Annotated in this window: 11 protein-coding genes; 3 read left to right on the top strand and 8 right to left on the bottom strand. The window is 71.5% G+C overall.

Translation table 11 applies throughout. The annotated features are described in order from the left end of the window. Nucleotides 1-34: 34 nt before the first annotated feature. On the top strand, nt 35-2458 hold the full coding sequence (locus VGB24_RS23115) for a BTAD domain-containing putative transcriptional regulator (protein ID WP_331075288.1): 2424 nt from the start codon (nt 35-37) through the stop codon (nt 2456-2458). Between the two features lie 7 nt (nt 2459-2465). On the opposite strand, the gene VGB24_RS23110 is transcribed toward VGB24_RS23115, so the two are convergent. The 3 genes from VGB24_RS23110 to VGB24_RS23100 form a co-directional block, all read right to left on the bottom strand. After that, nucleotides 2466-3008: a hypothetical protein gene (locus VGB24_RS23110; RefSeq protein WP_331075287.1), complete on the bottom strand. Its 543-nt coding sequence runs from the start codon at nt 3006-3008 to the stop codon at nt 2466-2468. A 99-nt stretch (nt 3009-3107) separates the two neighbouring features. Further along, complete coding sequence (locus VGB24_RS23105) at nt 3108-3725, bottom strand: hypothetical protein (RefSeq protein WP_331075286.1); 618 nt, start codon at nt 3723-3725, stop codon at nt 3108-3110. 153 nt (nt 3726-3878) lie between these two features. Beyond that, a complete protein-coding gene (locus VGB24_RS23100; protein ID WP_331075285.1) occupies nt 3879-4742 on the bottom strand; it encodes a dienelactone hydrolase family protein in 864 nt (287 codons plus the stop codon). 868 nt (nt 4743-5610) lie between these two features. On the opposite strand from VGB24_RS23100, the gene VGB24_RS23095 reads away from it, so the two are divergent. Continuing rightward, nucleotides 5611-6783 carry a hypothetical protein gene (locus VGB24_RS23095; protein WP_331075284.1) on the top strand — a complete coding sequence of 391 codons (1173 nt, stop codon included), beginning with the start codon at nt 5611-5613 and terminating at the stop codon, nt 6781-6783. A gap of 47 nt (nt 6784-6830) precedes the next feature. Continuing rightward, a complete protein-coding gene (locus VGB24_RS23090) occupies nt 6831-7319 on the top strand; it encodes a hypothetical protein (protein WP_331075283.1) in 489 nt (162 codons plus the stop codon). 156 nt (nt 7320-7475) lie between these two features. Here the strand turns inward: VGB24_RS23090 and VGB24_RS23085 are convergent, their stop codons facing one another. From VGB24_RS23085 to VGB24_RS23065, 5 genes are all read right to left on the bottom strand, one after another. Beyond that, complete coding sequence (locus tag VGB24_RS23085) at nt 7476-8201, bottom strand: DUF3800 domain-containing protein (protein WP_331075282.1); 726 nt, start codon at nt 8199-8201, stop codon at nt 7476-7478. 156 nt (nt 8202-8357) lie between these two features. Next, complete coding sequence (gene dacB, locus VGB24_RS23080; protein ID WP_331075281.1) at nt 8358-9857, bottom strand: D-alanyl-D-alanine carboxypeptidase/D-alanyl-D-alanine endopeptidase; 1500 nt, start codon at nt 9855-9857, stop codon at nt 8358-8360. A 52-nt stretch (nt 9858-9909) separates the two neighbouring features. Next, nucleotides 9910-10485: a GNAT family protein gene (locus tag VGB24_RS23075; protein ID WP_331075280.1), complete on the bottom strand. Its 576-nt coding sequence runs from the start codon at nt 10483-10485 to the stop codon at nt 9910-9912. Between the two features lie 96 nt (nt 10486-10581). After that, entirely contained in the window at nt 10582-11349 is a 768-nt protein-coding gene (locus VGB24_RS23070; RefSeq protein WP_331075279.1) for a DUF1499 domain-containing protein, read from the bottom strand. Further along, entirely contained in the window at nt 11342-12001 is a 660-nt protein-coding gene (locus tag VGB24_RS23065; RefSeq protein WP_331075312.1) for a TVP38/TMEM64 family protein, read from the bottom strand. Before VGB24_RS23065 ends, VGB24_RS23070 begins: the two co-directional genes overlap by 8 nt. Nucleotides 12002-12049: the final 48 nt, after the last annotated feature.

Below are 12049 nucleotides of genomic sequence, written 5' to 3'. Positions count from 1 at the left end.
CCCGGCGCCGACCCGTTTCCCCGCCCGCCGACCAATGCTCAAACTCACCACACTGGGCACCATCTGCGTGGAGCGCGACGGGGTGCCCGTGCCGGTTCCGCAGCCCAAGCGCGTTGCGCTGCTTGCGTACCTGGCACTGGCGCGCCCGCGGGGACTGCACCGGCGCGACACCCTGCTCGCGATGTTCTGGCCGGAGCTGCCGCAGGAGCGTGCCCGCAACGCGCTGCGCCAGGCGCTGCACCAGCTTCGCTCCGCGTGCGGCGACGGAGTGATCGTGACGCGTGGGATGCACGAGGTGGGCATAGACCCCGCGCACCTTTCCTGCGACGCACACCTGGTGGACGCCGCGGCCGCGCGCGGAGACGCGGCCGAGGTCGCGGAGGCGTACGCGGGCGACCTGCTGCCTGGGCTGCACGCCGCGGGGGCGGGCGACTGGGAAGACTGGCTGGCGCGCGAGCGCATGCGGCTGCGCGCCGCCGCATGCGCCGCGGGAAGGGCGCTGGCGCTCGCCGCGCGCGAGGCGGGCGACCCGGCCGCGGCCGCACGCTGGGCGCGCTGGACGTGCGCGGTGGATCCGCTCGACGAAACGTCGGTTTGCTGGGCGATGAAGCTCCTCGTGGAGTGCGGCCTGCGCGGCGCGGCGCTGGAGCTGTTCGAACAATTCTCCGCGCAGTTGCGCCGCGAACTGGGAGTGGAGCCCGGCAGCGAGGCCGCCGCCCTGGCACGGGCGGCGCGCTCTGCCGAGCCACACGCGGGCTCCGCGGCACCCCTCGTGGCGCCGGCGCAACCCGTCGCCATCGCATCGCCTGCGCCCGGCCCGGCGCCGACTGGCTTCCGTCCGGATGTGGGGCGAGCCGCCCCGCGCCAGCGGCTGCGGTGGGTCGTCGCGGCGTGCCTGATGGTGGTCGGCGGGGTAATCGCCGCCGCACCTAGGGCGCACGGCACCCAGCCGCGGCGCGACCGCGTGGCCGTGCTGGCGTTCCGTGCGGGCGACGGCGCAGCCGCGAGCGCCGCCCTCGCCCGGGAGACGACGGAGCGGGTCCGGGCGGCCCTGGCCGCCTCCGGGATGGAGGTCGCCTCGCCGGGCGCGGTGGGCCGCATCGCCGCGGGGGCGGGAACCGTGGTGACCGGCGCACTCTACCCTCGCGGCGATGCGGTAGAAGTGCGCGTGGTCGTGTCGGATGAAGTCGCGGAACGGGAGGTGGCGTCGCTGTCCGCGGTGCTCCTCCCGAGTGACACGGCGGCCGCCGCCGCCCTCACCGATCGCGTGCTCGCCGCCGTCGCCAGCCACGCCGATCCCGCGTTCGGCTGGGTAGGCTCCACAAGCCGGCCAACGGGGTCCCCGGGACACCGCCTGTTCGTGGAGGGGCTGCGCGCGTTGCGCGACGAGCGGGCCGACGCCGCCGCGGCAGCCTTTCGCGACGCGGCCAGGGCAGACACCGGGTTCACGCTGGCGTGGCTGATGGGCGCCGCAATCGACGCCGAACAGGGCCGCACGGCGGCGGCAGACACGGTGGCACGCCGGCTCGCGGCGCGGCAGTCCACGCTGGCGCCCGCGGACCGGCTGCTGCTCCTGTGGCTGCAGCGCTCGGTGTCGGGCGACCGCGCGGGCGCCCTCGCCGCGATGGAGGAGCTCACGGCCAGCGCGCCGGAGCTGGAGATGGGGCACTTTCAAGCGGCGCTCGAGGCGGTCCGCTACAACCGGCCGGCAGACGCGCTGCGCCACCTCGAGGTGATCCACCCGGAGCGCGGGTTCAGCCGGGGATGGGCCTCGTATTGGGCAACCCGCGCCGATGCGCTCCACATGCTCGGCCGCCACGCCGACGAGCTCGCGCACATCCGGCGCGGGCTGACGCTGTACCCCCACCTGGGAGTGCTTCGCGACTACGAGCTGCGCGCGCTCGCCGCGCTGGGCCGCACGGGCGAGGTGCTGCGCCGGATGGAGGCCTATGCCGTGATCCCCGCCAGCGGGGGGTGGGAGCCTCTGGCGGCCACCCTTCACGGCGCGTACGAGCTGCAGGCGCACGGCCACGCCTCTGCGGCGCGGGTGTCGTTCACCCGGGCGGTCGATCTCGCACGCGCTCGCTTCGCTCGAAACCCCGAGGATGCCAGCTCACGCGCAGTGCTCGCAACGACGCTATACGCGGCGGGAATGGACGCGGAGGCGCGGCGCGTGCTCGGCCAGTGGGCGGAGGAGCGCCCCCGCTGCCGAGGGTGCGTGGGGGCGCTGGGCGTGCTTTCCGCCCGCGGCGGCGACCGCCCCGCCGCGGTCGCGGCCGATCGGGCACTGGCCGCGGGGCCACGCACCGTCCTCGTGCTCCTGTGGCGCGCGCGCATCGCCAGCACGCTCGGCGACGGCGCCGGTGCCGCCAGCCTGGTGCGGGAAGCGGTCGCGCTGGGCTATGCCTACGACGGAACGACGCACACCGACCGGGAGCTGGGCCCCCTGTTCCCCTGACGCCCGCTCAGTACCCGGCGGAATCGGTCCCGGCCGAGTCCGCGGGCGGCGCCGTCGCGCGGGTGGTGTCGCGCAGGCCCGGGAGCTTGGGGCGCCCGTCGGTGCAGTACGTCTGGATCACCGGCACCACGAGTCCGCAGTTCGTGTCGCCGCTGCAGCGGGCCGTCTGCCACGTGACCGAGCGGCGGATGGCGGTCGGCGGCGGCACGTTGTCGCAGTAGCCCGGCGATTCGCGGCTGGATTCCAGGCAGGCGCGGAAAAAGGCCCCGATCTCCATCTGCCCGCCGAACGAGCGGGCCTCGCCGGCGCGCCGCTTGGCTTCCGTCTCGCACCCGGCCTCGTCGGTGCCGGGGCCGAATCGCTGTCCCTCGGCTTTGCCCTTGTGCACCCCGGCGCTCAGCTCTTCCTTGTTGCCGTTCAGCCAGAAGAACGAAGCCACCATCCCGAGGACCACCAGCACCACCAGCGCGCCGCACCCGATGCCCGCGAACTTCAGGCACCCGCTGCGAGACGTGGACGAGGGAGGCGGAGGAGGAAGATTGATGCTCACGGGCGGATCAGGGCCAGGGTGACGAAAGGGGCGACGGCGGACAAAAGGCGAGATGCCGGGCCGTTTGTCCAGCCCGGGAAACGGATCGGTGTCGGCGCGCTACTCCTCGTACGACTGGAGCATGCGCTTTTCTTCGCGCCGGGCGATGTCGCGCAGGGCGGCCTCCCAGCTGATGCGCTCCATCATGGCGGCGGCCTGCGCCTCGATCCAGATCTCGCGGAGGACCACGTCGCTCAGCCCCACGGCCTGTCCCTCGCGGGTGCGGCGCAGCTCGGCGGCGCGCCGGGCCAGGACGATCAGGTCGTCGGGGATGTCGGATTCGGGATCCAGGTACGCGCGGCCGGCCGTCTCGTCGCTGCGGCCGTCCGTGGGGTCGTCCGGCTTGGGCGGGCGCGGCTGCCACCGGCGCGGGTCCGACGACACGCGCACGGCCAGGCTTCCCTCGGCGAACGGCTGCCACCACTCGATCAGGCCGCCCTTCAGCTCATCGAGCAGCTTTTCCATCGCGGCGCGGATGGGGCCCTTTCGCCCGCCCACGCGGCGGGCGCGCTCCACGATCAGCAGCAGGTCGGCGCCAGGCTGCTCGTGGGCGTGGCTCTGGATCCAGCGCAGCGCCCGCTGCCGCGCCGTCTCGGGGCCCTCGTTCTGAAGGTCCAGCCGGCGCATGGGCGGGTACCGCTGCGCCTCGTACTGCCGGGCAAGCTCGTTCAGCCGCATCGCCCCTGCGTCCCTCCGTAAAGGTGGCTCCGGGCGCGGGTTACGCATGGACGGGGCCGCAGGGCGATCAGTGTCTGGGCTGTCGGCGGCGGGAACAACGCGGCGCGCCAGCGCGTTGACGATGGCGCGCGTGGTCATGTGGCGCGCGTCCGGCTATCGCAGGTGGCGGCCGAAGTGGGCCGTGGTCCGCACCCAGGCATCGCCGGCCACGTCGGCCTTGTAGGACTGGCCCGACGGGTTGGCGAAAGCATGGCCGGCGCCGGGATAGATCTGGATGATGGCGTCCTTGCCCAGGTCGCGCAGCGTCGCCTCCATCTGCCGCACCTGGGCCACGGGAATGCCCTGGTCCGCCTCGCCGAACAGGCCCAGGAGGGGTGCGCGCAGGCGGTCCAGCTGCTCGCGGTCGGTCACCATGCGGCCGTAGTACATCACGGCCGCGTCGAACTTGTCGGGCAGGTTCAGCGCGCCCTGCAGTGCCCACGCCCCGCCGAAGCACCACCCCATGATGCCGATGCGCTGCGCCCCGGTGCGCTCCTCGAGCGAGCGGACGGCGCCCGCCAGGTGGGCGATACCGCGCGCGGGGTTCTGCATCACCCCCTGCGTCAGCGTGCGCGCCTGCTCCGGCGACTGCGCCACCTGCCCCTCGTACATGTCGACGGCGAACACGCGATAGCCCTCGCCCGCCAGCCGCCGCGCCATCATGCGGACGTTGTCGTTCAGCCCCCACCACTCGTGGATGACGACGACGGACGGCAGGGACGCGTTCGCCGCGGCGCCGGCGGGTCGCGCCTCGTAGCCGCGGACGCGCGTGCCATCCACCGAGTACTCCACCTCCTGCGCCACCACGGGGGTCCGCGGGTCCATGGTGGCCTCGTTGGCCACGGGCGTGTGCCCGGCGTGCTCGCGCGCCATGGCATCCACGTGCGCCTGGCCGCCCGCGGTGCCTTCCGTCGCCTGCCGGGTAGCGCACGCGCTCAGCACCACGGCCGAAACCAGGATCGAAAACCTGCCCAGCATCGCATTCCTCCCAAGGATCGGTCTCACGACATCACGCCGCACCTGCCTCGCGAGAATCATACGAGACTTGCGTCGCGAGAAACGTACGGGGCCGGCTCGGCAGCGGCTGTCATCCTGAGGCCCGGGCGCACCGTGCTGGCCCGCAGTACACGCGTCGCGGGCCGAAGGATCTAGCCCGGGGCGCGTACAAGCTTGGGCGCGGCAGCGGTCTCCGTAGCCGAGGCCTCGGCTGCCGTGCGGCCCTCACCCGGCCGCGCTGACACGCGTGCCACCCTCTCCCACAAACAGCGTGGGAGAGGGGATACACACCATACTTCCGAACATGGGCCAGGCGAGACGCAATCGAATTCTCCCCTCTCCCGCTTGCGGGAGAGGGGCCGGGGGAGAGGGCAGCCGCGGCATGCGCCGGCCTCTCTCCAAACGCACCGGAGCTCGTGCGGGTGTGCGGGGGAAGGGCTGGGGATGCGGCGCGCGCGTCGCATGCGCCCGAGCCGGCCCCACCACGATCGAAGTTCTCCCCTCTCCGCACGCAGTTTGTGCGGGGAGGGGCCGGGGGAGGGGCACCCGAGGCCCAAGGCTCCGTGCCGCTGCCGCGCCCAGGCTGAGATGCGTCCGAAGTTAGATCCCACGGCGCGCACGGTTTGGCGTGCGGGCGGGTTCGGTGCGCTCGCGCCTCTGGATGACAGACCGCGCCCGCCCCGGCTGCCGACCCGCACTCCCGCACTCCCGCACTCCCGCACTCCCGCACTCCCGCACTAACGCACTAACGCACTCCCCACCCTCCCCGCACTGGCCGGGAGATTGCGACTGGCTGCCTGCAAACACCGGGCACCGCCCCGGCACGGATGATGAAGGACTCGCAACGTCTATGGAATACGCACGCGACGACTACCTGTTTCCGCTCTGGACGGAGCCTCACTCCCGGTGGGAGCGGTCCGGCCTCAAGCCACAGCAGGAGCGGCTCTTCAACCGCGTCGCCACGCTGCTGGTGGGGCTGTTCCTGACCGGGTGGGTGTACACCATCGGCTTTGCGCCGCGCGCGGACCTAGACCTGAACCAGCCCGCGGTGGCCAGCATCACCTCGCAGATCCTGCGGAGCCCGCTGGCCTCGGATGCCGCGCCCGAGCCCGCGTTCCTGGTGGACGAGTTCGTCCGCTCCTTCGAGGCGGACTTCCAGGAACAGGTGGGCGGCCTGAGCGGCGCGGTGAAGGTGGAGATCCTGGCCCCCGGCGAAACGCTGCAGGTGCCCGGGGCCGACACCCTTCCGGAAGGCGCCCAGATCGTGCTTCGTCCCACCGACGGCGCGGGAGGAACGGGCGCCGCGTCGGAGGTGCCGGCCAGCCAGGCGCCCGGCGAGTCCGGCATCTGGAACCTGGCGCTGCGGGTGCGCGACGCCATCCGCCCCGCTTCCACCGTGAGCGTCATCACGCTGGTGCCCCTGTCGCGCAAGCAGGGCGGGCGCATCGGCAACTACCGCATCGGCAACTGGCCCAACGAGCAGGGGGGCGCCACCAACCCCATCTACCGCCCGCCGGCGGGGATGATCGAGGTGACGCAGGCGAACAAGGAAACCTGGCTTTCGGAGCACATCCAGCTCAAGGACTTCATCACCAAGGGCCAGGAAGGGGTGTGGCCCAAGTACGTGGTGGTGCAGCCGCCCATCCTCGACAAGATCGAGCTGGTGGTGCAGGAGCTGGAAAGCATGGGGCACCCGGTGAAGAACATCTTCGCCGTCAGCGGCTTCCGCACGCCGGCGTACAACGCGGGCGGCGGCAACACGGCGGGGCGCGGCAAGCTTTCGCGCCACATGTACGGCGACGCCATGGACATCGCCATCGACAACGACGAAAACGGCATCATGGACGACCTGAACGGCGACGGCCGCATCAACCTGGCCGACGCACGGGTGATCGGGCAGGCCGTCGACCGGGTGGAGCGCAAGTACCCCAACCTGGTGGGAGGGATGCACTACTATCCGCCCACCGGGGGGCACCAGGGCATGGTGCACATCGACACGCGGGGCTATCGCGCCCGCTGGTGAACGGGCGACCGGCGCCCGGATCCTCGTGACCTCAGGAGCCAACGGTGGTGGACGACGGACGTAACGCGGGACTCCACACGGAGCGGCGCGATGCGCGCGATGAAGACGAGGGCGCGCGCACGCCTCAGATGGACGTGCGCGATGAAGACCTGGAGCCGCATGCCGGGCTCCGGTACATCGCGCGGATGTTCAAGATCCTGGCGCTGCTGCTGATCCTGCTGCTGGCGGCGGAGGTCGTCATCGGCCTGGTGCAGCAGGGCAACGCCGCCATCCCGCGGCTGCTGATCGAGGCCACCCGGCTGATCGTGTTCGCCGGCCTGCTCTGGGGCGCGGCCGACATGGGGCTGATGCTCATCGAGAGCAACCACGACCTGCGCGCCACCCGCATCCTGGTGGGGCGGCTGAACAACCGGGTGCAGAAGATGGAGCAGATCGCCCACACGCTGCAGCGCGGCATGGGCCCGCAGACCCCGCCGCCGGGCGGCCAGCGCCCGCCGCCGCCGCCACCAGCACCGCGCGGTGACCCGCGTCTCTGACGGAACGCTTCCAGCGGCGCACGCTCCGCAACAAGCGGACATGCTTGACGGAGACGGCTGATCAGATTAGTATTCAGGCACACGTTGAAGCGCAGCCGGGAGTGGGCACCGCACTGGTGGAGCCCCAAGCGAAAGCCCCGGCTGCGCACGTGTATTCTAGGGCCAGATGCGGCCCCTCCAGACCTGCTTCTCCACCGTGGCCCAGAGGCGCTTCACTGCGAGCGCCTGCTGGGCATTCTTGTCTTTGTCCCGCTGGTACCGCTGGCAAAGGAACGCGCAATTGTCCGCGAGTTGCAGCAGGCGGCTGTTGTGCGATTTCACCCAGTGCACGTTGTCGATGATCCGGGTGAGGTCGACGGGCTGATAGCCGAAGCCGGTACCCAGCTGCTTGTATCTCGGCAGGTCCTCGATCACCTGCTGTTCCACCGACTTCTCCTCGTCCGAGACCAACAGGCCGTACTTGCGCTTGACGCGGAGGAAGCGCTCCACGTCCTCCGCAAAGAAGAGGAACGCCAGCTTGTGCGGGTGAATAGGCTTGGGATACCGAGCCGCCAGCGCGGGCTTGTGGATGCCGTGCCAGATCACCTGCACACCGAAGCGCGGCAGCAGATCGACCATGCACTGGTACAGCGCGATCCGATCGGCCGGCTTCATCGCCGCGCAGGGGCCCTCGCCGCGATACATGTCACTGCCCTTGCACTCGAAGCCGGACGCGTGGCACGCAGAGCCGAACCGCTCTTCAAGAGTTGCGGTCACGGCATCTTCGAGAGGGCGCGCATGGTCGCTGTGGATCGCGAGCCCGACCAGGTAGTTGATCGTAATCGTGGGGTGCGTCAGGTCCGCCCCGGTGTTACCACTTCCGTCGAAGAAGAACAGGTACATGGCGCCCTCGTCTGGTTACGCGGGCGCACACGATAGCTCGAGGAAATGGCATGGCGCAAAGGGCGCTTAAGCCGCCAACACGCGGAGCGGTAGAGCCGCGGAGAGCACGAATGCCCTCCGCGGCTCTCTCTTTCCCCAAGTCCGGCGGGTGACGTTCTACCGCGCTCCGTGCGCGATCAGGCGCATGATGGCGGCTTCGGCGACGCGATCCACGTCGCGGGAGCTGAGGGTGTGGTGGTTCATCAGGATGGAGAACACCATGGGCTCGCCGGCGGCGGTGGTGACGTAGCCGGATAGAGCGCGGACGCCAGACAGGGTGCCCGTCTTGGCGCGGAGATTCCCCTCCGCCGGGGTGCCGCGCATGCGGCTGGACAGGGTGCCGTCGCGCCCTGCGACCGGGAGCGAGGCCGTGAATATCTGCGCGTGCGGGCTGCGCGACTCGCGCTCCAGCAGCGTGACCAGAAAGGCGGGTGCCACCAGGTTGTAGCGCGACAGCCCCGAGCCGTCCGCCTGCGCAAGCAGCCGCGGCGGCATTCCCCACGCGCGGGCCAGGCTGTCGACCACCGCCACCCCCGCCCGCGCCGATCCGGTCCCCCGCAGCTCCGCGCCCAGCGTCTTCAGCAGCACCTCGCCGATCTGGTTCTGGCTGGGCTTCATGAACGCTGCCAGGATCTCCGCCATCGGCGGGGAGGTGTGGGTGAAGAGCACGGTGTGCGTGGGCGCCGCCCCTTCCCGCTGGTCCGCGTCGTACGCGCCGCCGTCCACGCGAATGCCCGCCTCCACCAGCGCCTGACGCAGCGCCGCCGCGAAGAACGCCGTGTTGTTGCGGATGGCGATCGCTTCTTCCACGAACGCCGTGTCCGCGGGGATGGAGCCCGACACCGTCAGCGCGCCGCCGTCCGCGCGAACGACGCCGAAGGTGGCCGGCGAGTCCGCCGCGCCGACCGCCACCGTTCCCGCCACGTCCACCCATCCCTGCGCCGCCGGGCGAACCGTCACCCGCGCCGTCTGCCCACCGGCGGGCTCTGCGCGCACCGTGACGAAGCCCTCGTTCATCATCAGGCCGCCGACCTCGGCCGAGTAGGGCGCGTCCATGTCGTCCCAGGCCCACCCCCGGCCGTAGGGCACGTCGTCGAACACGTCGTCGTTGCCCAGCACGCTTCCCGTCACCCGCGTGACGCCGTGCGCGCGCAGCGAATCGGCCCAGGCACGGAAGACCGTGCGCACGTCGCCCATCATGTGCTCCGAAATGCTGGGATCGCCCGCGCCCAGCACCACCAGGTCGCCGCGAAGCACGCCGCCGCTCACCGGGCCCGCCGCGGCCACCCGCGTGCGGTAGCGGTACTCGGGGCCCAGCGCCTCCAGCGCGGCCGCGGCGGTGACGATCTTCATGTTGGACGCCGGAACGAACATCCGCCCCGCGTTGCGCGCGTACACCGTCTCGCCGGTGCGCAGGGACTTCACCAGCACGCCCCAGTGCGCATTGGCGAACAGCGCGTCGTCGAAGATGCTGTCCAGCGCCGCGGCGATGGGCGTCTGCGCGCGAACGGCGGTCGAGCTCGCCGCGGGGGTCGGGGCCAGCGCCGGCTGGGCGGGCGCGCAGGCGGCGGCCAGAAGCGCGAGAACGACGGCAGCGGAACGGCGGATGGGCATCATCGGCGAAGGTGCTGAGGGTTGTGCGGCGCGGATCGACGTACCCGGCACGCCGTCAGAGCATGGATTCCAGGCGCGCCTTCACCGACGGCCAGTCGTCGTCCACGATGCCGAAGTAGACGGTGTCGCGGATGCGGCCGGTCTCGGTGATGGCGTGTTTCCGCAAGATCCCCTCCTCCCGCGCGCCGATGCGCAGGATGGCGCGCCGCGACCGCTCGTTCAGCACGTCGGTCTTCAGCTCCACGCGAATGCAGCCCAGCGTCTCGAACGCGTGGCGCAGCATCAGGTACTTGGCCTCGGTGTTCACCGCGGTGCGCTGCCAGGGCGCGGCGATCCACGTCCAGCCGATCTCCACGCGCCGGTGCGCCGCCTCGATGTTGCCGAACCGCGTGCTGCCGATCACCCGCTCGCCCAACGCGTCCAGGGTGACGAAGGGCAGCGCCGTGCCTCGAGCCTGCGCGTCGAGCGCCGCCTGCACGTACCGGCGCATGTCGGCTTCCGCGTGCACCTGCGACGTCGTGAGCCGCCACAGCTCGGGGTCGCTCGCCTCCCACAGCGCGGGGACGTGGTCCAGCGTCATCGGCACCAGGCGCACGTGCCGGCCCTGCAGCACCACGGGCTCCAGTTTCACGATCTTGAACGGGTTCGGGGATACCGTGAACGCGAACCCTCTCCCGCGGCGGCGCGGAAGAGGGCGCTGCGGATCGTCGCAGCGGACGCCCCTTGCCTACTCCGCCCGTACCGGCGCGGGGTCCGACTGGCGGAGCTTGTCCAGGTACGCGCGGATGCGCCTGGCGTTGGCGCCCACGTCGCTCCCCCCCACCCGCGACTTGCTGCGCACGTCCACCCGCGAGATGCCGGACGCGGAGCTGACGCGGATCACCACGTCGTCCTTGAAGCCCATGAACGGCGTGGTGGCCGTGGCCTCGATGCGGCCGTCGCGCCGGTTCTGGTCCACCAGCTCCCATCCCATGTCGCGGGCCGTCGTCAGCGCCGCTGTGAACGCCGAGTCCACGGGCATGGCCAGCATCAGCGGCTTGATGTCGGGATAGGCCTTCAGCTGCTGCCGCGCGATGGAGTCGCCCGCGTACTCGGGGGGGTTCGGCGCGTCCTTCCGCAGCGGGGCAATGGCCACGAAGGCGGGCGGGTTCTGCGTGTCGGTGGTGATGTCGTGGATCGGTGGCACCGAGTACGCCTGGTTTCGCCAGCTCCACGGCAGGTACAGCATCAGCGCCCCGATCACCAGCCCCGCCGCGGCCAGCGCGCGCCCCCGCCCGCGCGCCAGCGCCAGGCCGGCGATGGAGACGAGCGCCGCCGCACCCCCGGCGTAGGCCGCCCAGCCCATCATCTTGAACGCCGTGCGGAAGTGCCAGAACCCCATCCGCGTCCCGGGGCCGCTCAGGAACAGCAGGAGGGCGGCGAGGAGCGCCAGCATCAGCCCGGCCAGGGCTACGGGGTGCACGCGGCGATGAGTGGGGCGGTCCAGGTCAACCATTCTTTTCCTTGGGTTTACGGGTGCGCCGCCGCTTCCACGCGATGGGCGCCAGGCTCAGCACGCCGAGCATCGCCAGCGCCATCAGCGTCTGTCCGCTGACCAGGTCGCGGGCGCTCTCGATTTCGGCCAGTGACTCGCCCACGTTCACGAACACGAAGCTGCCGGGAAGGATACCGATCGCCGTCGCCGCGAAAAAGGTGCGCACCTTCACCGGGGTGAACGCGGGCACCAGGTTCATCAGCCAGAAGGGAAAGGCGGGGACCAGCCGGGTGAAGAGGATGTAGTTGAAGCCGTCCTCCTCGAACCTGCGCGCCATCCGCTTCAGCCGCGGCCCCATCCGGCGCCGCACCGCGTCGGCGAACAGGTAGCGGGCGGAGAGAAAGGCCAGCGTGGCGCCGATGCTGGCCGCCACCACCACCAGCGCCGTGCCGATCCACCGGCCGAAGAGGAAGCCGACGGCGAACGACATCAGGATGCCGCCGGGAAAGCTGAGCGCCGTCGCCACCACGTACACCACGAACGCCAGCAGCAGCATGGTGGCGAAGTTCCGCTCGGTGTACGCCAGGAGGATCGCGCGGTTCTCCTTGAGCGACTCCAGCGTCAGGTAGCGGTGGCCGCCCAGAGCGATGAACGCCGCCAGGCTGCCCAGCATCACCGTGGCCAGGACGACCTTCTTCCACCGGCTCCCACGCCGGCGGCG

This window comes from Longimicrobium sp. (assembly GCF_036399935.1).
GTDB lineage: Bacteria > Gemmatimonadota > Gemmatimonadetes > Longimicrobiales > Longimicrobiaceae > Longimicrobium.
The sequence above is the reverse complement of the archived record's forward strand: the minus strand, read 5'-3'. Positions and strand labels throughout refer to the sequence as shown.

What these genes read in the sequence shown, in the direction of transcription:
- VGB24_RS23115 (WP_331075288.1), top strand. Translation starts at nt 35, where the DNA reads ATGCTCAAACTCACCACACTGGGCACCATCTGCGTGGAGCGCGACGGG.
- VGB24_RS23105 (WP_331075286.1), bottom strand. Translation starts at nt 3,725, where the DNA reads ATGCGGCTGAACGAGCTTGCCCGGCAGTACGAGGCGCAGCGGTACCCG.
- VGB24_RS23100 (WP_331075285.1), bottom strand. Translation starts at nt 4,742, where the DNA reads ATGCTGGGCAGGTTTTCGATCCTGGTTTCGGCCGTGGTGCTGAGCGCG.
- VGB24_RS23095 (WP_331075284.1), top strand. Translation starts at nt 5,611, where the DNA reads ATGGAATACGCACGCGACGACTACCTGTTTCCGCTCTGGACGGAGCCT.
- VGB24_RS23085 (WP_331075282.1), bottom strand. Translation starts at nt 8,201, where the DNA reads ATGTACCTGTTCTTCTTCGACGGAAGTGGTAACACCGGGGCGGACCTG.
- dacB (WP_331075281.1), bottom strand. Translation starts at nt 9,857, where the DNA reads ATGATGCCCATCCGCCGTTCCGCTGCCGTCGTTCTCGCGCTTCTGGCC.
- VGB24_RS23070 (WP_331075279.1), bottom strand. Translation starts at nt 11,349, where the DNA reads ATGGTTGACCTGGACCGCCCCACTCATCGCCGCGTGCACCCCGTAGCC.
- VGB24_RS23065 (WP_331075312.1), bottom strand. Translation starts at nt 12,001, where the DNA reads ATGCTGGGCAGCCTGGCGGCGTTCATCGCTCTGGGCGGCCACCGCTAC.